The sequence below is a fragment of the Streptomyces rapamycinicus NRRL 5491 genome, assembly GCF_024298965.1.
In the GTDB taxonomy this organism is placed as follows: domain Bacteria; phylum Actinomycetota; class Actinomycetes; order Streptomycetales; family Streptomycetaceae; genus Streptomyces; species Streptomyces rapamycinicus.
Genome location: NZ_CP085193.1, coordinates 1620577 through 1643889, shown reverse-complemented (window position 1 = coordinate 1643889; position 23313 = coordinate 1620577). Strand labels below are relative to the sequence as shown.

Sequence of the window (23313 nt, the reverse complement as noted above, 5' to 3'; positions counted from 1 at the left end):
CGACTTCCGGATCATGGTCAGTCCAGTCGCGTCGGAATCTCAACTGAGAGAAGAGTCTGAGGTCGTGATGTCGGAGAACTCCCTGGTGCGTGACGGGCACATCGCGGTCGTCGGTATGGCATGTCGCGTACCGGGAGCGGCGACCCCGGATGAGTTCCGGCAGTTGCTGCGCAATGGAGAGAGCGCCATCACACAGATCCCGGCGGACCGGTATGCCGATGAGCTCCGGGACGCCGGTATTCGATTCGGCGGGTTCGTCGAAAGGGCAGCCGAGTTCGATCCGGAGTTCTTCGGGATTTCACCCCGAGAGGCACGGTCGATGGACCCCCAGCAGCGGCTCGCGCTGGAACTGTGCTGGGAGGCCCTGGAAAACGCCGGACTCGTCCCGGCACGACTCGAAAGCAGCCGCACCGGTGTCTTCATCGGCGCCATCGCCGACGACTACGCGGCCCTGGTCCACCGCGGCGAACCCGCCGCCATCACCCAGCACACCCTCACCGGGCTGAACCGCGGCATCATCGCCAACCGGGTCTCCTACGCCCTCGGGCTGCGCGGCCCGAGCGTGGCCGTGGACACCGGGCAGTCCTCCTCCCTGGCCGCCGTGCACCTGGCTTGCGAGAGCCTGCGGCGCGGCGAGACCGAGACCGCCGTCGCGGGCGGTGTCCAGCTCAACCTCGCCCCCGACGGCTTCATCGCCGCCTCCCGGTTCGGCGCGCTCTCCCCGGACGGCCGCTGCTTCACCTTCGACGCCCGCGCCAACGGCTATGTGCGCGGCGAGGGCGGCGGCCTCGTCGTGCTCAAGCGGCTCCCGGACGCGCTGCGCGACGGCGACCCGGTGCTGTGTGTGATCCGCGGCTCCGACGCCAACAACGACGGCGGCGGCGACAGCCTCACCACCCCCGCCATCCACGGGCAGGAGGCCATGCTGCGCGCCGCCTACGAGCGCGCCGGGGTCGACCCCGCCCGGGTCCAGTACGTCGAACTGCACGGCACCGGCACCAAGGTCGGCGACCCGGTCGAGGCCGCGGCGCTGGGCGCGGTGCTCGGCGCCGGCCGGGCGGACGGCGCGCCGCTGCGGGTCGGCTCCGCCAAGACGAACGTGGGCCACCTCGAAGGCGCGGCCGGGATCACCGGCCTCATCAAGACGGTGCTCTCGCTCGTCCACCGCGAGCTGTTCCCGAGCCTCAACCACGAGACTCCGAACCCCGCGATCCCCCTGGACACCCTGGGCCTCACGGTCCAGACCGCATTCGACGCGTGGGCCCCGGAGGCGGACGCCCCACGGCTCGCGGGCGTCAGCTCGTTCGGCATGGGCGGCACCAATGTGCACATGGTGCTGGAGGAGGCACCCGCCGACGACCCCGCCGAGGAACGGCCGACGGCCCTCGACACGGTGCCGTGGGTGGTGTCCGGCCGTACCGAGGGTGCGTTGCGGGCCCAGGCGGAGCGGCTGCGGTCGTATGTGGTGGCGCGGCCGGAGCTGGATCCGGTGGACGTGGGTTATTCGCTGGCGTTGACCCGGTCCGCCTTCGGCCACCGCGCGGCGATCGTCGGCCGCGACCGTGAGGAGCTGTTGAGCGGGCTGGAGCAGCTCGCGACGGGCATGGTCCCGGGCGCGGTGTCCGACGACGAGGGCAGGACGGGGTTCCTGTTCACCGGGCAGGGCGCTCAACGGCTCGATATGGGGCGGGGGTTGTACGCGGAGTTCCCGGTGTTCGCGGCGGTGTTCGACGAGGTGTGTGCCGGGCTGGACCGTCATCTGGGCGGTTCGGTGCGGGAGGTGGTGTTCGGGGAGGATGCCGAGGCGCTGGACCGGACGGTGTTCACCCAGACGGGGTTGTTCGCTTTGGAGGTGGCGCTGTTCCGGCTGGTGGAGTCCTGGGGTCTGGTGCCGGACTTTCTGGTGGGGCATTCGGTGGGGGAGCTCGCGGCCGCTCATGTGGCGGGGGTGTTCTCGCTGGAGGACGGCTGTGCGCTGGTGGCGGCCCGGGGTCGGCTGATGCAGGCGTTGCCCGGTGGCGGTGCGATGGTGTCGCTGAAGGCTCCGGAGGCGGAGGTGCTGCCGTATCTGGCGGGTTATGAGGACCGGGTGAGTGTGGCGGCGGTCAATGGCCCGGGGGCGACTGTGATCTCCGGTGAGGAGTCGGCGGTGCTGGCGGTGGCGGAGGCGGTGGGGGTCAAGTACCGGCGGCTGAGTGTTTCGCATGCGTTCCACTCGCCGTTGATGGAGGGGATGCTGGCTGAGTTCGCCGAGGTGGCGGGTCGGATCAGCTATGCCGCACCGCGTTTGGCGGTCGTCTCGAACGTCACGGGCGAGTTGGCGGGCGGGGAGGTGTGCTCGGGGGAGTACTGGGTGCGCCATGTGCGTCAGGCGGTGCGCTTCGGGGAGGGCATACGGTTCCTCGAGACCCAGGGTGTGACCCGCTTTGTGGAGCTCGGCCCGGCCGGTGTGCTCGCCGCCATGGGCCGCGAATGTGTCTCCGGCCCGGCGGCGTTCGTCCCCCTGCTGCGCAAGGACCGCGACGAGACCGAGGCGCTGCTGTCCGGCGTCGGTCAGGTGCACGCTCACGGTGGCGAGGTCGATTGGGAGGCGGTGTTCGCCGGGCGCGGTGCGCATCGGGTGGAGCTGCCCACGTACGCCTTCCAGCGGCAGCGCTACTGGCTGGACACCGACCTCCCCGGCACTGAGGACGCCGCCACCGATGAACCCCTCTCCTGGCGCGAGGAGTTCGTGGCCCTGACCGACGCCGCCGAGCGCGAGCGTGTGGCGCTGGAGCTGGTCCGTACGCATACCGCCTGGGTGCTGGGCTCCCCGGGCCCCGACGCCGTCGACCCCGAGAAGATCTTCAAGGATCTCGGCTTCGACTCGCTGATGTCCGTGGAGCTGTGCAACCTCCTCGGCACCGCCACCGGAACACGGCTCGCCGGGACCGTCCTCTTCGACCACCCCACCCCGCTGGCCCTCTCCCACCACCTCCGGGACGTGGCGGCGGGCTCCCCGGCGGCCGTGGCCCCGCGCCCGGCCGCCACCCGGGCCGTCACCACCGGCGACGACGATCCGATCGCCATCGTGGCGATGAGCTGCCGCCTCCCCGGCGGGGTGCGCACCCCCGAGCAGCTGTGGCAGCTGGTCAGCGAGGGCCGGGACGCCATCGCGGGCTTCCCCGCCAACCGGGGCTGGGACCTGGAGGGGCTCTACGACCCGGACCCGGCCCGCCACGGCACCAGCTATGTGCGCGAGGGCGGATTCCTCCACGAGGCCGACCAGTTCGACCCGGCCTTCTTCGGCATCAGCCCCCGCGAGGCCCAGGCGATGGATCCCCAGCAGCGGTTGCTGATGGAGACCGCGTGGGAGGCGTTCGAGCGCGCCGGGATCGACCCCACCACGCTCAAGGGCAGCGACGCCGGTGTCTTCGTCGGCGCCATGCCGCAGGACTACGGGCCGCGGATGGACGAGGCGTCGGAAGGGTTCGAGGGCTATCTGCTGACCGGTGGCACCACCAGCGTCGCCTCCGGCCGGATCGCCTACACCTGGGGTCTCGAGGGCCCGGCGGTCACCGTCGACACGGCCTGCTCGTCCTCCCTGGTGGCCCTGCACATGGCCGTACGGTCGCTGCGCCAGGGCGAGTGCTCGCTGGCGCTGGCCGGCGGTGCCACCGTGATGTCCAGCCCCGGGATCTTCGTGGAGCTGAGCCGCCAGAAGGCGCTGTCACCCGACGGCCGCTGCAAGGCGTTCTCGTCCGGCGCGGACGGCACCGGCTGGGGCGAGGGCGTGGGCATGGTGCTGCTGGAGCGGCTGTCGGACGCGCGGCGCAACGGCCACCAGGTGCTGGCGCTGGTCCGTGGCTCCGCCACCAACCAGGACGGCGCGAGCAACGGCCTCACCGCCCCGAGCGGCCCGGCCCAGCAGCGGGTCATCCGGCAGGCGCTGGCGGACGCGGGGCTGACCCCGGCCGATGTGGACGCGGTCGAGGCACACGGCACCGGCACCTCGCTCGGCGACCCCATCGAGGCGGGTGCGCTGCTGGCCACGTACGGTCAGGACCGCGCCGAGGACCGGCCGCTGTGGCTGGGCTCGCTGAAGTCCAACGTCGGCCACCCCCAGGCGGCGGCGGGCGTGGCCGGTGTCATCAAGATGGTGCTGGCGCTGCGCCACGGCGTCCTGCCCCGGACCCTGCACGTACACGAGCCCTCGCCGCATGTGGACTGGTCGTCCGGGGCCGTGGAGCTGCTGACCGAGGCCCGGCGGTGGCCGGAGCCGGAGAGCGCGCGGCCGCGCCGCGCGGCCGTGTCGTCCTTCGGCATCAGCGGCACCAACGCACACGCCATCCTGGAGCAGGCCCCGGCCGAACCGGCCGCCAGCCACGACGAGCCGCGCCCGGCGGCCCCGGGGCTTCCCGTGCTGCCCTGGGTGCTGTCCGGGCGCACCGAACAGGCCCTGCGCACCCGGGCCGAGCAGCTGCGGGACCACCTGGCCGACCACCCCGGCACGGATCTCGCCGCACTCGGCCACGCCCTCGCCACCACCCGCACGGCCTTCGGCCACCGGGCCGTGATCGTCGGCCGGGACCGGGAGCGGCTCCTGGACGGCCTCGGCGCCCTCGCGCGGGGCGCCCCGGCGCCCCATGTGGTCCAGGGCACGGCGGGCGGCCGGCGGAAGACCGTGTTCGTCTTCCCCGGGCAGGGCTCGCAGTGGATCGGGATGGCACTCCCGCTGTGGGACGCCTCGCCGGTCTTCGCGGAGCGGCTGGAGGAGTGTGCCGACGCCCTGGAGCCGTTCCTGGACTGGTCGTTGCGCGATGTGCTGCGCGGTGAGCCGGGCGCCCCGTCGCTGTCCCGCATCGACGTGGTGCAGCCCGCGCTGTTCGCGGTGATGGTGTCGCTGGCGGCGCTGTGGCGCAGTCACGGCGTCGAACCGGCCGCGGTGGTCGGCCATTCGCAGGGCGAGATCGCCGCCGCGTACGTGGCCGGAGGGCTCTCGCTCCAGGACGCCGCGAAGGTGGTGGCCCGGCGCAGCCAGGCGTGGGCCGAGCTGAGCGGCAAGGGCGGCATGCTCTCGGTGCTCGCGTCGGCCGGGGCGGTCGCCGATCGGCTGCGGCCGTGGAGCGAACGGCTCGGCATCGCCGCCGTCAACAGCCCCGCCACCGTGACCGTCTCCGGCGACCCGGAGGCCCTGGACGCCTTCATGGCCGAACTCGCCGCCGACGGGGTGAAGTCCCGCCGGGTGCCGGGCGTGGACACCGCCGGACACTCCCCGCAGGTCGACGGGTTGCGCGAGCGGCTGCTGCGCGAGGTGGCGGGGGTGCGGCCGCGCGCCTCGCGGATCGCGTACTACTCCACGGTGACCGGCGGGCCGCTGGACACCACCGAGCTGGACACCGACTACTGGTACCGGAACATGCGCGAGCCGGTGGACTTCGAGCGGGCCACCCGGGCGCTGCTGGCCGACGGCCACACGGCGTTCATCGAATGCGCCCCGCACCCCATGCTCGCCATGTCGCTCCAGCAGACCATCGAGGACGCGGGTGGAAACGCCGCCGTCGTCGGCACGCTGCGCCGGGACGAGGGCGACCCGGAGCGCTTCGCCGGCTCGTTCGCCGAGGCGTACGTCCAGGGTGTCGAACCGGCGTGGGACGTGGCGTTCGGGGGTGCGCCGGGGCGTGGTGAGCGTGCCCTGGAGCTGCCGACGTATCCGTTCCAGCGGCAGCGGTACTGGCTGGACAAGCCGGTCGGGGCGAGCGATGTGGCGGCGGCCGGGCTCGACGCCGCCGGGCATCCGCTGCTCGGTGCTGCGGTCCCGCTGGCGGGCGCGGACGACCACCTGTTCACCGGCCGGATCTCCGCCCAGGACCACCCCTGGCTGACCGAGCGCACCGGCCCCGACGCGGCCGTGCTCCCCGGCAGCGCCCTCGCCGAACTGGCGATCCGGGCGGGCGACCAGGTCGGCTGCCACCGGATCGAGGAACTGTCCCTGGACGCGCCGCTCGTGCTGCCCGAGAAGGGCGCCGTGGTGATCCAGGTGCGCGTCGGCGCCCCGGACGGCTGGGGCTCGCGCGCCCTCAGCGTCCACGCGCGCGCCGAGGGCGCGGACTCCGACGAGCCGTGGACGCGGTACGCCACGGCGGTCCTCGGCACCGGTGGCCAGGCCGCCGACATCGGCCTCGCCGCGTGGCCCCCGGCCGACGCCGTCCCGGTGGAGGTGGCGGGAGGCGCCGTCGCCGCCTGGCGGCTCGGTGCGGACCGCTACGTCGAGGTCGGGCTGACCGAGGCCGAGGAGGCCGACGCCGGACGCTACGGACTGCACCCGGTGCTGCTGGAGTCGGCGCTCGACGCGGTGGAAGCCCCGGGCGGCGACGGGGACGACGGCGGCGATGGCGGCGATGGCGGCGGAGCGCGGCTGGCCGCCGCATGGAGCGGTGTCGCCCTGCACGCCACCGGCGCCACGGCGCTGCGGGTGCGGCTGACGCCGACGGGTCCCGATACGTACGCGGTCGTCGCGGCCGACCTGAGCGGCGCCCCGGTGGCCTCGGTGGACCGGCTCGTGCTGCGGGCGGTGGCCACGCCCGAACCGATCGGCGGCCACTCCGCCCTCCACCCTTCGCTGTTCCGCGTGGAATGGCCCGGGGTGTCCGCCGCGGACACCACCGCGACCGGGACTCCGGCGAACTGGGCGGTGCTCGGCGACGATCCGCTCGGGCTCTCCGCGGCAATGGACGCGGTGCCCTACGACGAGACGGCGGATGCGCCGGACGCGGTGCTGGTGCCGTGCGTCGCCGAGGGCGACGGCGATGTGGCGGAGGCGGCCCACGCGGCCACCCACCGAGCGCTGGCGCTGGTCCAGCGCTGGATCTCCGATGACCGCCTCGCCTCCTCCCGGCTGGTGTTCGTCACCCGCGGCGCGGTCGCGGTCGCCCCCGGCGAAGAGGTCCCGGACGTGGCCCACGGCGCCGTATGGGGCCTGGTGCGCTCGGCCCAGTCGGAACACCCCGGCCGCTTCGTCCTCGTCGACCTCGACGCCGATCCGGAGTCGGTGACCGCTCTCCCGGCCGCGATGGCTTCTGGCGAACCCCAGTGCGCGGTACGAGAGGGACTGGTGAGGGCGCCCCGGCTGGGGCGGGTGGCGAGGGAGACGGCGGCGGCCGAGGCCACCGCCGCCGGGTGTACCGGGGCCGCCGCCACCGTCACCCGGGCCGCCGGGCTCGCCGACAGCCGTCGACCGCTCGACCCCGAAGGCACCGTTCTCATCACCGGCGCCACCGGGACCCTCGGGGGGCTCGTCGCCCGCCATCTGGTGGGCGAGCACGGCGTACGGCATCTGCTGCTGGTCAGCCGGCGTGGGCCCGCGGCCGACGGTATGGGCGAACTCCGCTCCGAACTGGGCAAGTTGGGGGCCACCGTCACCGTCACCGTCGCCGCCTGCGACGCCGCCGACCGGGAAGCGCTCGCCGGGCTGCTCGGCGCGATACCCGCCGCGCATCCGCTGACGGCCGTGATCCACGCGGCGGGTGTGCTCGACGACGGCGTCGTGGACGCGCTGAACCCCGAGCGGCTCGACCGGGTGCTGCGGCCCAAGGTGGACGCCGCGTGGAATCTGCACGAGCTCACCGCGGACCACGACCTGGCCGCGTTCGTGCTCTACTCCTCCGTCGTCGCCACCATCGGCAACGCCGGACAGGCCAACTACGCCGCCGCCAACGCCTTCCTGGACTCCCTCGCCCAGCACCGCAGGGCCCGTGGCCTGGCCGCCCAGTCCCTCGCCTGGGGCCTGTGGGAGCAGCGCAGCGGCATGAGCGGGCATCTGGACGACACCGACGTGCGGCGCATGGCGCGCTCCGGCATCCGCCCGCTGCCCAGCGCGGAGGGCATGGAGCTCTTCGACGCGGCGCGGGCGGCGGGCGATGCCACGCTCGTGCCCGTCCGGCTCGACCTGGCCGATCTGCGCAAGCGCGCCGCGAACGCCGCCGACACCCCCGGCCAGGACGCCGTACCGGCCTATCTGCGCGGCCTGGTCAGGACGCCGGTCCGCCGCGTCGTACGGGCCGGTGGCGGAGGCGGGGCGGCGGAGAGCGACGAGAGCTCGTTCGGGCGGCGGCTGGCCGACCTGCCGGCGGCCGAGCGGGACCCGTTCCTGCTGGACCTGGTGCGGGAACACGCGGCGGGCGTGCTGGGGCTAGCCGCCCCGGACGACATCGAGGCCACCCGCGCCTTCCGGGAGGTCGGCTTCGACTCCCTGACCGCCGTGGAGTTGCGCAACCGGCTGGCCGCCGCCACCGGGCTGCGGCTGCCGACCACCCTCCTCTTCGACTACCCGACCCCCGCCGTGCTGGTGGACCACTTGCGGCGCGAGGCACTGGGCGAGCAGGCGGAAGTGGCGGCCGTGGTGGCCGCCGTCCGCCCCGCCGACGACGATCCGATCGCCATCGTGGCCATGAGCTGCCGACTGCCCGGCGGGGTCCGCGGCCCCGAGGACCTGTGGGAGCTGGTGGCGGACGGCCGCGATGTGATCTCCACTTTCCCGACCGACCGCGGCTGGAACGTCGAGGAGCTCTACGACCCCAACCCCGATACTCCGGGCAGGAGTTACGCCAAGGAAGGCGGCTTCCTCTACGACGCCTACGACTTCGACCCCGAGTTCTTCGGGATCTCCCCGCGCGAGGCGCTCGCCATGGATCCCCAGCAGCGGCTGCTGCTGGAGACCTCCTGGGAGGCGCTGGAGCGCGCCGGGATCGACCCGCACTCCACGAAGGGCAGCACGGCGGGCGTGTTCATCGGCTCCACCGGCCAGGACTACGCCTCGCGGCTGGGCGAGATCCCCGAGGGCATGGAGGGGTATCTGCTGACCGGCAAGGCCGCCAGCGTGGTCTCCGGCCGCATCGCCTACTCCCTCGGCTGGGAGGGCCCGGCGCTCACCATCGACACCGCGTGCTCCTCCTCCCTGGTCGCCATCCACCAGGCGGCGCAGGCGCTGCGCCAGGGCGAATGCACCATGGCACTGGCGGGCGGCACGACCATGATGTCGACGCCGAGCCTGTTCATCGAGTTCAGCAGGCAGCGCGGGCTCGCCCCCGACGGCAGGTCGAAGGCGTTCTCCTCCGACACCGACGGCACCAGCTGGGGCGAGGGTGTCAGCATGGTGCTCCTGGAGCGGCTGTCCGACGCGCGGAGATACGGCCATGAGGTGCTGGCGCTGGTGCGCGGCTCGGCCGTCAACCAGGACGGCGCCAGCAACGGCCTCACCGCCCCGAACGGCCCCTCGCAGCAGCGGGTGATCCGGCAGGCGCTGGCGAACGCCGGGCTGTCGGCCGCCGAGGTGGACGCCGTCGAAGCACACGGCACCGGCACCACGCTCGGCGACCCGATCGAGGCCCAGGCCATCCTCGCCACGTACGGCCAGGGCCGGGAGGCCGAACGGCCGCTGAGACTGGGCGCGTTGAAGTCCAACATCGGCCACACCCAGGGCGCGGCCGGTGGCGCCGGTGTCATCAAGATGGTCATGGCGATGCGCCACGGCCTGCTGCCCAGGACGCTCCATGTCAAGGAGCCCACTCCGCATGTGGACTGGACGGCCGGGGCGGTCGAGCTGCTGACCGAGGCCAGGGAGTGGCCCGCGGGTGAGCGGGTGCGGCGCGCCGGGGTGTCCGCCTTCGGCATCAGCGGCACCAACGCCCACCTCATCCTGGAGGAGCCGCCCGCCGCCTCGGCCGCCACCCCGCCCGCCGAACCGGAGCCGGAGCCGTCGGTGCGCACCGATGTGGTGCCGTGGGTGCTCTCGGCCCGTACCGAGGGTGCGTTGCGGGCCCAGGCGGAGCGGCTGCGGTCGTATGTGGTGGCGCGGCCGGAGCTGGATCCGGTGGACGTGGGTTATTCGCTGGCGTTGACCCGGTCCGCCTTCGGCCACCGCGCGGCGATCGTCGGCCGCGACCGTGAGGAGCTGTTGAGCGGGCTGGAGCAGCTCGCGACGGGCATGGTCCCGGGCGCGGTGTCCGACGACGAGGGCAGGACGGGGTTCCTGTTCACCGGGCAGGGCGCTCAACGGCTTGGTATGGGGCGGGGGTTGTACGCGGAGTTCCCGGTGTTCGCGGCGGTGTTCGACGAGGTGTGTGCCGGGCTGGACCGTCATCTGGGCGGTTCGGTGCGGGAGGTGGTGTTCGGGGAGGATGCCGAGGCGCTGGACCGGACGGTGTTCACCCAGACGGGGTTGTTCGCTTTGGAGGTGGCGCTGTTCCGGCTGGTGGAGTCCTGGGGTCTGGTGCCGGACTTTCTGGTGGGGCATTCGGTGGGGGAGCTCGCGGCCGCTCATGTGGCGGGGGTGTTCTCGCTGGAGGACGGCTGTGCGCTGGTGGCGGCCCGGGGTCGGCTGATGCAGGCGTTGCCCGGTGGCGGTGCGATGGTGTCGCTGAAGGCTCCGGAGGCGGAGGTGCTGCCGTATCTGGCGGGTTATGAGGACCGGGTGAGTGTGGCGGCGGTCAATGGCCCGGGGGCGACTGTGATCTCCGGTGAGGAGTCGGCGGTGCTGGCGGTGGCGGAGGCGGTGGGGGTCAAGTACCGGCGGCTGAGTGTTTCGCATGCGTTCCACTCGCCGTTGATGGAGGGGATGCTGGCTGAGTTCGCCGAGGTGGCGGGTCGGATCAGCTATGCCGCACCGCGTTTGGCGGTCGTCTCGAACGTCACGGGCGAGTTGGCGGGCGGGGAGGTGTGCTCGGGGGAGTACTGGGTGCGCCATGTGCGTCAGGCGGTGCGCTTCGGGGAGGGCATACGGTTCCTCGAGACCCAGGGTGTGACCCGCTTTGTGGAGCTCGGCCCGGCCGGTGTGCTCGCCGCCATGGGCCGCGAATGTGTCTCCGGCCCGGCGGCGTTCGTCCCCCTGCTGCGCAAGGACCGCGACGAGACCGAGGCGCTGCTGTCCGGCGTCGGTCAGGTGCACGCTCACGGTGGCGAGGTCGATTGGGAGGCGGTGTTCGCCGGGCGCGGTGCGCATCGGGTGGAGCTGCCCACGTACGCCTTCCAGCGGCAGCGCTACTGGTTCGACCCCGCCACGCCGGGTACGCCGACCGTCGCCGCCACCACGGACGCGTCGTCCGTGGAGGCCCGCTTCTGGGAGGCGGTCGAGCGTGAGGACCTGGAAGCGCTGACCACCGCCCTGGAGATCGACCAGCAGGCGCGGCTCGGTGAGCTGCTGCCCGCGCTCTCCTCCTGGCGCCGGGGCCAGAGCGAACGCGCCACCGTGGACTCCTGGCGCTACCGGATCACCTGGTCCCCGGTGGCCGTCGAGGAGCGTACGGCGCCGCTGTCCGGCACCTGGTGGGTGGCCGTGCCCGAGGGCCGGGCGGGCGGTGCGCGGGTCGCCGCCGTGGCGGCCGCCCTCGACCGGCGCGGGGCGCGCGTGGTGCCCCTCACCGTGGCCACGACCGGCCGTGACGATCTCGCCGCGCGGCTGCGCCACGAGGCGGACACCGGTGGCACACCGGCAGGTGTGCTCTCCCTGCTCGCCCTTGACGACGATCCGCACCCCGGACACACCGCGCTCACCACCGGTCTGGCTCTCAACGTCGGTCTGATCCAGGCGCTGGGCGACGCGGGGATCGCCGCCCCGCTGTGGCTCGCCACCACCGGGGCCGTCTCGGTGAGCGGGTCCGATCCGCTCGGCAGCCCCGCGCAGGCCGCCAGCTGGGGTCTCGGCCGGGTGGTGGCTCTGGAGCACCCCCAGCGGTGGGGCGGTCTGGTCGACCTCCCCGGCGACCTCGACGAGCGCTCGGCGGACCGGCTGTGCGCCGCGCTCTCCGGCATCGCCGGCGGCAGTGGCCCGGAGGACCAACTCGCCCTCCGCGACGCCGGGGTGTTCGTCCGGCGGCTGGTCCGGGCGCCGCTGCGCACACCGGGCCGGGAGAGCTGGAAGCCGCAGGGCACTGTGCTGATCACCGGGGGCACCGGCGGGCTCGGCGCCCAGGTGGCCCGTTGGCTGGCCCGCTCCGGTGCCGAACACCTCGTGCTGACCAGCCGCCGTGGCATGGCGGCGCCCGGAGCCGCCGAGCTGCGCGACGAGCTGGTCGCGCTGGGCGAGGGCGGTGTCCGGGTGACGGTGGCGGCGTGCGACGTCCGCGACCGCGAGGAGGTGGCGGCGCTGCTGCGCCGGATCACCACCGGGGGCGACCCGGTGCACGCCGTCTTCCACGCAGCGGGCGTCGTGGAGTTCTCGCAGCTCGCCGACAGTACGGTGGCCGACTTCGCGGAGATGGCCGACGGCAAGGTGCTGGGCGCCGCCCATCTGGACGCGTTGCTGGACCAGGACCACCTCGAGGCGTTCGTGCTCTTCTCGTCCATCGCCGCCACCTGGGGGAGCGGCGGGCAGAGCGCCTACGCGGCCGCCAACTCCTATCTGGACGCCCTCGCCGAGCACCGTGAGGCACGCGGTCTCCCCGCCACTTCGGTGGCCTGGGGGCCCTGGGCCGACCACGGCATGATCGAGCACGGCGAGGTGGCGGAGCACCTCAGCCGCCGTGGACTGCCCGCGATGGCACCGGAGTTGGCGGTGGCCGCGCTGAGCGAGGCGCTGCACACCGGCGAGACCTCCCTCGTCCTCGCCGATGTGCGCTGGGACCGCTTCGTGCCCGGCTTCACCGCCGCGCGCCCCCGGCCGCTGATCGGCGAGCTGCCTGAGGTGCGCGAGGCCCTCGCCACCACCGCGGCCCCCGACACCACCGGGCCGGATGACGTGGCGGACACCTTCCTGGCGAGCCTCGCGGGCCTGACGGGCGATGACCTGGACCGGGCGCTGCGCGACCTGGTGCACGCCCAGGCAGCGGCCGTGCTCGGCCACTCCTCGTCCGACGCGGTCGCGGGCGGCCGCCCCTTCAAGGAGCTGGGCTTCGACTCGCTCACCGCCGTCGAACTGCGCAACCGGCTGGCCGCGGTCACCGGACTGGACCTGCCCGCCACCCTCGTCTTCGACTATCCGGCGCCCGCGCCACTGGCCGAATACCTCCGCGGCGAGCTGCCGTCGGCCCGCCCGGCGGACGCGCGCGCCCTCCTCGACGACCTGGACCGGTGGGAGTCCGCGCTGCCGGAGCTGATGGCCGACGACGGGGTGCGGGAGCGGCTGACGGGGCGTCTGAACGACCTCATGGCGAAGTTGGGCGGCACGCCCGGGGAACACACCGGCGGCCCGTCCCCCGACACCGGCTTCCTCTCCGCTACCGCCGACGAGGTCTTCGACTTCATCGACAACGAATTCGGGGCTTCCTGATGGCGAACGAGAACGAAGAGAAACTCCTCACCTACCTCAAGCGGGTCTCCTCCGACCTCAAGCAGGCCCGTGACCGGCTGGAACGGATCGAGGCCGACGAGCGGGAGCCGATCGCCATCGTCTCGATGGGCTGTCGCTTCCCCGGCGGGGTCCGCTCGCCGGAGGATCTGTGGCGGCTGGTGGCCGAGGGCCGCGACGCGGTCTCGGAGTTCCCCGCCAACCGGGGCTGGGACGTCGAGGGACTCTACGACCCCGACCCGGGCCGGTCCGGCACCTGCAACACCCGCGAAGGCGGATTCGTCCACGACGCCGACCAGTTCGACCCGGCCTTCTTCGGCATCTCCCCGCGCGAGGCGCTGGCCATGGACCCGCAGCAGCGGCTGCTGCTGGAGGTGTCCTGGGAGGCGATCGAACGCGCGGGCATCGACCCGCTCTCGCTGAAGGGCACCAGGGCCGGGGTCTACGTGGGGCTCGCCTCGTTCCAGTACGGCGGGGACCCGCAGTACGCCCCGCAGAGCGTCGAGGGCCATCTGCTCATCGGCAACGTCTCCAGCGTGGCCTCCGGCCGGATCTCCTACACCCTCGGCCTCGAGGGACCGGCCATCACCCTGGACACCGCGTGCTCCTCGTCGTTGGTGACCACGCATCTGGCGGCCCAGGCGCTGCGCCGCGGCGAATGCTCGCTGGCGCTGGCGGGAGGGGTGGCGGTCATGGCCACCCCCGGTGTCTTCGTCGAGTTCAGCCATCAGCGCGGGCTGGCCGCCAACGGCCGCTGCAAGTCCTTCGCCGCGGGCGCCGACGGCACCGGCTGGGGCGAGGGCGCGGGCATGGTGCTGCTGGAGCGGCTGTCCGACGCCCGCCGCAACGGCCACCCCGTCCTCGCCGTGCTGCGCTCCAGCGCCATGAACCAGGACGGTGCCAGCAACGGCCTCGCCGCGCCCAACGGCCCCGCCCAGCGCCGGGTCATCGAGGCGGCGCTGACCGCCGCCGGACTCACCGTGGACGACGTCGACGCCGTCGAGGCCCACGGCACGGGCACCGCGCTCGGCGATCCCATCGAGGCGGGCGCGCTGCTCGCCACGTACGGCAAGGGCCGCACCTCGGGTCAGCCGCTGTGGCTCGGCTCGCTCAAGTCCAACATCGGTCACACCCAGGCGGCGGCCGGGGTCGGCGGCGTCATCAAGACGGTTATGGCGCTCCGCCACGGCACGCTGCCGAAGACACTCCATGTCGAGCAGGCGTCCCCGGCCGTCAACTGGTCCTCCGGCGCGGTCGAGCTGCTGACCGAGGCACGGGAGTGGCCCGAGCGTGGCCGTCCGCGCCGCGCCGGGGTGTCCGCGTTCGGCGTGAGCGGCACCAACGCCCATGTCATCCTCGAACAGGCCCCGGCTGAGGGGGAGGACCACGAAGAAGGCGCCCCCGCTCTCGACGGGACCGCGCTCGGTGGCTCCGCCGTCCCCTGGGTGCTCTCCGGCCGGAGCGAAGCGGCCCTGCGGGCGCAGGCGGAGCGGCTGCTGGCCCATCTGCACGAGCGCCCCGAGGTGTCCCCGGCCGATGTCGGCCACTCGCTCGCCACCGGACGGTCGGCCTTCGAATACCGCGCCACGGCGGTGGGCGCGGACCGCTCCCAACTGCTGGGCCACCTGGAGGCGTTGACCTCCGGCGGGGTGTCGGCGGGCGTCGTGCGAGGCGAGGGCGCGGCGGTTCCGGAGGCCCGTCCGGTGTTCGTGTTTCCGGGGCAGGGGTCGCAGTGGGTGGGGATGGCGGTGGAGCTGCTGGATTCGTCGCCGGTGTTCGCGGGTCGGATCGCGGAGTGTGAGGCGGGGCTGGCGCCGTTTGTGGACTGGTCGCTGACTGAGGTGTTGCGGGGTGAGGGTCCGGGGTTGGAGCGGGTGGATGTGGTGCAGCCGGGGTTGTGGGCGGTGATGGTGTCGTTGGCGGAGGTGTGGCGGGCGTGTGGGGTGGCTCCGGCCGCTGTGGTGGGGCATTCGCAGGGGGAGATCGCGGCTGCGGTGGTGGCGGGTGCGCTGTCGCTGGAGGACGGGGCGCGGGTCGTCGCGCTTCGCTCGCAGGCCATCGCCCGTGGGCTGGCCGGACACGGCGGCATGATGTCCGTGTCGCTCCCGGTCGAGGAGGCGCGGGAACGGATCGCCGCCTGGGACGGCCGTATCTCCGTGGCGGCCGTCAACGGCCCCGGCGCGGTGGTGGTCTCCGGTGAACCGGACGCGCTGCGCGAACTGCTGGCCCAATGCGAGGCCGAGGATGTCCGGGCGAAGCTGATCCCGGTGGACTACGCCTCGCACTCGGCCCAGGTGGAGAAGATCCACGACGAGCTGTTGCGGATCCTCGCCCCCATCCGCCCCCGCACCTCGCGGATCGTCTTCCACTCGACCGTCACGGGTGAACCCCTCGACACGGCTGCGCTGGACGCCGCCTACTGGGCGCGCAACCTGAGGGAGACCGTACGGCTCGAAGCGGCCACCCGGGCGCTGCTCACCAGCGGCCACCGGCTGTTCGTGGAGGTGAGTCCGCACCCCGTACTTGCCGCCGCCATCGAGGCCACCGTCGAGGCCGCCGAGGGTTCGGCCGCCGTCATCGGCACCCTGCGACGCGAGGAGGGCGGCCCCGAGCGGATGCTGCTCTCGCTCGCCCAGGGCTACGTCCACGGCGCGGAGGTGGACTGGCGGGGTCTGTTCGCCGGGCGGGGAGCGAGGCGTCTCGACCTTCCCACGTACGCGTTCCAGCGCACCCGCTACTGGGTCGAGCCCCAGACCGGGCCCGCCAGCGAGGCGGCCACCGGCCCGGCGGAGACGGAATTCTGGACCGCGGTCGAGAAGGCCGACCTGGACGCGCTGACGGCGACGCTGGGCGCGGCTGCCGACGCACCGCTCAGCGAGGTGCTTCCGCTGCTGTCGTCCTGGCGGTCCCGGCTGACCGACCAGGCGGCGCTCGACGCCTGGCGCTACCGCATCGGGTGGCGACCGGTCGACAGCCAGCGGGCCCTCGCGCTCCCGGGCCGCCTACTGGTGGCCGTGCCCGCCGAAGCTCGCGCCACCGACGCCGAGGCCGCCGCCGGGGTCGCCGACGCCGAGGCCGCCGCCGGGGCCGCCGAGGCCGGACCCGCTGACTCCGGGGCCACCGACACCGGCATCGAGGCCCCAGCCGCCGGTCCCGCCTCCGAGGCCATCACCGCCGGGCTGGCCGCGCTCGGCGTCGAGGTCGTCCCCGTACGCGTCGGCCCGGACGACACCGACCGCGCCCGGCTCGCCGCCCGTATCACCGAGGCCCTCGGGGAGGCCGGGGCGCCCGGCGGTGTGGTGTCCCTGCTCGCTCTCGACCAGGCTCCGCACCCGGAACACCCCGACGTCCCCACCGGATTCGCCACCACCCTCGACCTGGTGCGGGCGCTGGGCGAGGCGGGTGTCGACGCGCCCTTGTGGTGTGTCACCCGCGGCGCCGTCTCGACCAGCGGCGCCGACCGCCTCGAAGCCCCGGCGCAAGCCCTCGTCTGGGGCCTGGGCGGCGCGGTCGCCCTGGAGCATCCGCAGCGCTGGGGCGGTCTGATCGATCTGCCCGGCAAGCTCGACGAGGGCGCCTTCCGGGCCCTCGCCCGTGCCCTGACCGGCCAGGACGGCGAGGACCAACTGGCCATCCGCGCTTCGGGCACCCTCGCCCGGCGGCTCAGGCGAGCCGGGGCCACCCGCTCCGGTGACCGCTGGCAGCCCCGCGGCACCGTCCTGATCACCGGTGGCACCGGAGGCGTCGGCGCCCAGATCGCCCGCGGACTGGTCGCCGAGGGTGCCGAACACGTGGTGCTCGTCAGCCGTCGCGGGCCCCAGGCCCCGGGCGCGGCCGAGCTCGAGGCCGAACTGACCGAGCGCGGCGCCCGGGTGACCGTCGCCGCGTGCGATGTGGCCGACCGGGCCGCGCTGGCACACCTGCTGGACCAGGTCGTGGGCGACGGCGCGGACCACCCGCTGACCGCCGTGGTGCACGCCGCGGGCGCGCTGGACGACGCCACCGTCGACGCGCTCACCCCCGAGCGGATCGAGGCCGTACTGCGCCCCAAGGTGGCGGGCGCGCGCCATCTGCACGAGCTCACCCGGGGCCGGGGCCGGGGCCGGGACCGGGACCTGGACCTCGACGCGTTCGTCCTGATCTCCTCGATCGCCGGCACCGTGGGCGCCGCCGGGCAAGGCAACTACGCGGCGGCCAGCGCGTATCTCGACGCGCTCGCCCAGCTGCGCCGCGCGGACGGCCTGCCCGCCACCTCGGTGGCCTGGAGCGCCTGGGCGGGCGGCGGAATGGTCGACGGCGAGGTGGCGGACCAGCTGCGACGCCGTGGCGCGCCGCCCATCGACGGCGCACGGGCCCTGGAGCTGCTGCGGCAGACGGTCGCGCGGGGCGATGGCTTCCTCGTCGCGGCCGACATCGACTGGGGCCGTTTCGCCCCCGCCCTGTCCGCCACCCGCCCGCTGCCGCTGCTCGCCGAACTCCCCGAGGCGGGTGGCACCGGGCAGGATCCGGCCGGAGCGGATGGGGAGGCGGCCGGTGGCGCCGCCGCGCTGCGCACGCGGCTCGCGGAGCTCAGCCCGGCCGACCGCCACACCGCCCTCGTGGAGCTGGTGAGCGAGCAGGCGGCCGCGGCCCTCGGCTACGCAGACGCGGGCGCGGTCGAGACCGGACGTGCCTTCAAGGAGCTCGGCTTCGACTCGCTCACCGCCGTCGACCTGCGCAACCGGCTGAACGCCGCCACCGGGCTGCGGCTGCCGGTCACCCTCGTCTTCGACTACCCGACCGCCGACGACCTCGCTGTGCTGCTGCGGGAGGAACTCCTGCCATCGGGCTCGGAGCCCGTGGACACGATGGCGCTCGCCGAACTCGACCGCGTCCAGTCCACCCTCGCCGCCCTGGAGCTGGACGACATCGAATCGGCCACCGACGACGAGATGTTCGAGCTGCTCGACGGGATGTTCGAGCTGCTGGGCCGGGATCTGACGGCCTGATGAAACGCCGCCCCACCGCCCCGGCCGCCACCGACGTTCCGGCCCTCTTGAGGAGCTGACGACCATGGACAACGAGAAGAAGCTGCGCGACTACCTCAAGCGGGCCACCGGCCACCTCCGGGCCGCACACCGCCGGATCCAGGAGCTGCAGGCCCCCGAGCCCATCGCCATCGTGGCGATGAACTGCCGCTACGCGGGCGACATCCGCTCCCCCGAGGACCTGTGGCAGGCCGTGGCCGAAGGTCGCGACGGCATGGGCGACTTCCCGGCCGACCGGGGCTGGGACCTGCCGAACCTCTTCGACCCGGACCCCGACCGCGAGGGCCGCACCTACGCCCGCCAGGGCGGATTCCTCCAGGACGTGGACCAGTTCGACCCGGTGTTCTTCGGCATCTCGCCGCGCGAGGCCCTCACCATGGACCCGCAGCAGCGGCTGCTGCTCGAAGTGGTCTGGGAGACCTTCGAACGGGCCGGAATCGACCCGGGCACCCTGCGCGGCAGCGACACCGGCATCTTCATGGGCGCCACCGACTTCGACTACGCCCGCGATCTGACCGAGCTCCCCGAGGGGCTCGAAGGCCAGATGTCCATAGGTGCCTCGGGTGCCATCCTCTCCGGCCGGGTCGCCTACACCCTGGGCCTGGAGGGCCCGGCCGTCACGGTCGACACCATGTGCTCGTCCTCGCTGGTGGCGCTGCACATGGCGTGCCAGGCGCTGCGCCAGGGCGACTGCTCGATGGCGCTCACCGGCGGCACCACCGTGATGTCCACGCCGAGCGGCTTCATCGAGTTCAGCCGCCAGCGGGCGCTGTCCACCTCCTCCCGCTGCCAGGCGTTCTCCTCGACGGCCGACGGCACCGCCTGGGGCGAGGGCGTCGGAGTGCTGCTGCTGGAACGGCTCTCGGACGCCCGCCGCGACGGCCACACCGTGCTCGCGGTCGTACGAGGCTCCGCCATCAACCAGGACGGCGCCAGCAACGGCCTCACCGCGCCCAACGGCCGTGCCCAGCAGCGGGTGATCCGCCAGGCGCTGGCCAACGCCACCCTCTCCGGGACCGATGTGGACGTGGTCGAGGCACACGGCACGGGAACGTCGCTGGGCGACCCCATCGAGGCGAACGCCCTGCTCGCCACGTACGGCAGGAACCGCCCGGCCGACCGGCCGCTGTGGCTCGGCTCGCTGAAGTCCAACATCGGCCACACGGCCGCCGCCGCGGGGGTCGGCGGCGTGATCAAGATGGTGCAGGCGATCCGCCACGGGGTGCTGCCCAGCACCCTGCACGTCCAGGAGCCGTCGCCCAACGTGGACTGGTCCTCGGGCGCCGTCGAACTGCTCACCGAGGCCCGGCCGTGGCCGGAGACCGGGCGGGTCCGCCGCGCCGGGGTGTCCGCCTTCGGCGCCAGCGGTACCAACGCCCACGCCATCATCGAGCAGGCCCCCGAGGCCCCCGAGGCCCCCGAGGCCCCCGGGCCCGCTGATACCTCGGCGGCGGGCGTGGCACCCGTGGGCGGCGCGGCGGTGCCGTGGGTGCTGTCGGCCAAGACCGAGTCGGGTCTGCGGGGCCAGGCGGAGCGGCTGCTGGCGCGTCTCGCGGAGGGTCCGGAGCCGTCCCCGGCGGATGTGGGCTTCTCGCTGGCTACCACCCGCGCCCGCTTCGACCACCGCGCGGTGGTGGTCGGTGGCGGCGCCGAGGACTTCCGCGCCGGGCTGACGGCGCTCACCCGGGCCGAGCCCGGTGGCCTCGTGGCCCAGGGCGTGGCGGGCCACGCCGGGAAGCCGGTGTTCGTGTTTCCGGGGCAGGGGTCGCAGTGGGTGGGGATGGCGGTGGAGTTGCTGGATTCGTCGCCGGTGTTCGCGGGTCGGATCGCGGAGTGTGAGGCGGGGCTGGCGCCGTTTGTGGACTGGTCGTTGACCGGGGTGTTGCGGGGTGAGGGTCCGGGGTTGGAGCGGGTGGATGTGGTGCAGCCGGCGTTGTGGGCGGTGATGGTGTCGTTGGCGGAGGTGTGGCGGGCGTGTGGGGTGGCTCCGGCCGCTGTGGTGGGGCATTCGCAGGGGGAGATCGCGGCTGCGGTGGTGGCGGGTGCGCTGTCGTTGGAGGACGGGGCGCGGGTGGTGGCGCTTCGGTCGCAGGCCATTGGGCGCGGGTTGGCGGGGCGTGGCGGGATGATGTCCGTCTCGGAGGGTGCCGATCGGGTGCGGGAGCGGATCACCGCCTGGGACGGCCGTATCTCTGTGGCGGCGGTCAATGGTCCCGGTTCGATCGTGGTGTCCGGTGCCCCGGAGGCACTGCGTGAACTCCAGGCGGAGTGCGAGGCCGAGGATGTACGGGCGAAGCTGATCCCGGTCGACTACGCGTCCCACTCGGCCCATGTGGAGGCGCTCCGCGAGGAGTTGCTCGACCTGCTCGCCCCGATCCGCCCGCGCACCTCGGACATCACCTTCCACTCCACCGTCACGGGCACACCCTTGGACACCGCCGGTCTGGACGCCGGGTACTGGTACACCAATCTGCGGGAGACGGTCGAGCTGGAGTCGGCGGTGCGGGCCCTGTCGGCTGCCGGGTTCGGGACGTTCCTGGAGATGTCGCCGCATCCGGTGCTGACGATGCCGCTTCAGGCGACCGCCGAGGATGCCGTGGTCGTGGGGTCGCTGCGGCGCGACGAGGGTGGTCCGGAGCGGTTCCTGGCCTCGCTGGGCGAGGCGTTCGTCCGTGGCGTGGCGGTCGACTGGGCCGCGGTGTTCGCCGGGCTGGGCGCGTCCGTGGTGGAACTGCCCACGTACGCCTTCCAGCGGCAGCGCTACTGGTTGGAGCGGCCCACGGGGCAGACGGCCGCCACCGGGGGCGACCCGGTGGACGCCGAGTTCTGGGACGCCGTCGAGCGCGAGGATCTGGCCGCGCTGACCGCCGCGCTGGAGGTGGACGCCGACGAGGAGCGCTCGTCGCTGCGGACCGTGCTCCCGGCGCTGTCCTCCTGGCGACGTGGCCGCCGCGAACGGTCCGTACTCGACTCCTGGCGCTACCACGTGACCTGGAACCGGGTGCCGGACCCGGCCTCGGCGGCCCTGACCGGCACCTGGCTGCTCGCGGTCCCGGCCGGAAACCTCATCGGACACCCCGTCGGAAACCTCACCGGACACCCCGTCGGAAACCTCGTCGGAAACCCCGGCACCGAGCTCATCGACGCCGTACGCGACGGTCTGGAGACCCACGGCGCCACGGTCGTCACCGTCGAGGTGGCCGAGGCCGACCGCGCCGCGGTCGCCGCGCGGCTCGCCGAGGCCACCGCCGGGGCCGCCCCGGCCGGAGTGCTCTCGCTGCTCGGGTTCCCCGGCGCACCGCACCCCGCACACGCGGGCGTGCCCATGGGCCTCGCGCTCACCCTCGCCCTCGTCCAGGCCCTCGGCGACACCGGGGTGGCCGCCCCGCTGTGGCTGGCCACCCGTGGCGGCGTGTCCGTCGGCGGCACCGACGCCCTCGACAGCCCCGCCCAGGCGGCCGTATGGGGACTTGGCCGGGTCGCCGCCCTCGAACACCCCCAGCGCTGGGGCGGCATGGTCGACCTGCCGGACACCGTCGACGGCCGGGTGACCACCCGGTTGTGCGGTGCGCTCGCGGGCCGCCTCGACGACGAGGACCAGCTCGCCCTGCGGCCCTCCGGGGTGTTCGTCCGGCGGCTCGTACGGGCCGCGGAGCACCGGGGGAGCGGCCCCGCGTGGACCCCCGGGGGCACCGTGCTGCTCACCGGTGGCACGGGCGGCGTCGGAGCCCAGATCGCCCGCCGGCTGGCCCAGGCCGGTGCCGAACACCTCGTGCTCACCAGCCGCCGTGGCCCCGAGGCGCCCGGCGCCGACAAGCTCAAGGCCGAACTGACCGAGCTCGGCGCCAAGGTCACCGTGGCCGCGTGCGACGTGGCCGACCGTGCCGCGCTGGAGTCCCTCGTACGGCAGGTGGAGGCCGAGGGCCCGCCGATCCGTTCCGTACTGCACATCGCCGGTGCCGGTGTGCTCGTCCCGCTCGCCGACACCGATCTGGACGAGTTCGCGGACACGGCGGAGGCCAAGGTCGCGGGCGCCGCGAACCTGGACGCGCTCTTCGACCGGGACACGCTCGACTCCTTCGTGCTCTTCTCCTCCATCTCGGCCGTCTGGGGCAGTGGCGAACACGGCGCGTACGCCGCCGCCAACGCCTATCTCGACGGGCTGGCCGAGCACCGCCGGGCCCGCGGCCTCACCGCCACCTCGGTGGTGTGGGGCATCTGGAGCCCCGAGGAGGGCGGGATGGCCGCCAACCTCGCCGAGGAGCAACTGCGCGGCCGGGGCATCCCGTTCATGTCCCCCCGGCTCGCCATCGACGCGTTCTGGCAGGTGATGGAGCGGGACGAGACCGTGGTGGTGGTCGCCGACGTGGACTGGGAGCGGTTCGTCCCCGTCTTCACCTCGGCCCGGCCCAGCCCGCTCATCGGCCAGGTGCCCGACGTGGCGCGGATCCTCGCCGCCGACGCCGACACCCGGGCGGACGCGACCGGCGAGTCCTCATCGCTGCGCGACCGGCTGGCCGAGTTGGCCCCGGCGGACCGGCGGGCGGCCGTGCTGTCGCTGGTACGCTCGCAGATCGCCACCGTCCTCGGCTACCCCGGCCCCGAGGCCGTCGACGCCGCGCGCGCCTTCCGCGAGCTGGGCTTCGATTCCCTGAGCGCCGTCGACCTGCGCAATCGCCTTAGCGCCGCCACCGGGCTCCGCTTCCCCGTCACCGTCGTCTTCGACTACCCGAGCGCGGAGGAGCTCGCCGGACACATCGGCACCGAACTCTTCCCCGATGACACCGACGCCGCCGCCACCGCCCTCGACCCCGAAGAGGCCGACGTCCGCAGGGCGCTGACCTCCATCCCCGTGCTCCGGCTCCGCGAATCCGGACTGCTGGACGAGCTGTTGCGGCTGGCCGGTTCCCTCGACCCCGCCACCGCACCGGCGGACGAGGAGCCCGCCGAGTCCATCGACGACCTGGACGTGGACGACCTCGTGCGCATGGCCTACGACAAGAACGACCTCTGACGAGACTCGAC

General features: G+C 73.9%; 3 protein-coding genes. All 3 read left to right on the top strand.

All coding sequences use genetic code 11. The features are described from left to right. The first annotated feature begins 67 nt into the window (after window positions 1-67). The 3 genes from LIV37_RS06630 (at window position 68) to LIV37_RS06620 (ending at window position 23302) form a co-directional block, all read left to right on the top strand. Window positions 68-13243, top strand: coding sequence for a type I polyketide synthase (locus tag LIV37_RS06630; RefSeq protein ID WP_121825755.1), 13176 nt, complete (start codon window positions 68-70; stop codon window positions 13241-13243). After that, window positions 13243-18249, top strand: a complete 5007-nt coding sequence (locus LIV37_RS06625) for a type I polyketide synthase (RefSeq protein WP_020866324.1) — start codon at window positions 13243-13245, stop codon at window positions 18247-18249. The genes LIV37_RS06630 and LIV37_RS06625 overlap by 1 nt, the downstream gene beginning before the upstream one ends. Window positions 18250-18313: 64 nt before the next feature. Then, window positions 18314-23302, top strand: coding sequence for a type I polyketide synthase (locus tag LIV37_RS06620; RefSeq protein WP_020866323.1), 4989 nt, complete (start codon window positions 18314-18316; stop codon window positions 23300-23302). The last annotated feature ends 11 nt before the right edge of the window (window positions 23303-23313 follow it).

Coding starts and splice junctions, on each gene's coding strand:
- LIV37_RS06630 (WP_121825755.1), top strand. CDS start 68: ATGTCGGAGAACTCCCTGGTGCGTGACGGGCACATCGCGGTCGTCGGT.
- LIV37_RS06625 (WP_020866324.1), top strand. CDS start 13,243: ATGGCGAACGAGAACGAAGAGAAACTCCTCACCTACCTCAAGCGGGTC.
- LIV37_RS06620 (WP_020866323.1), top strand. CDS start 18,314: ATGGACAACGAGAAGAAGCTGCGCGACTACCTCAAGCGGGCCACCGGC.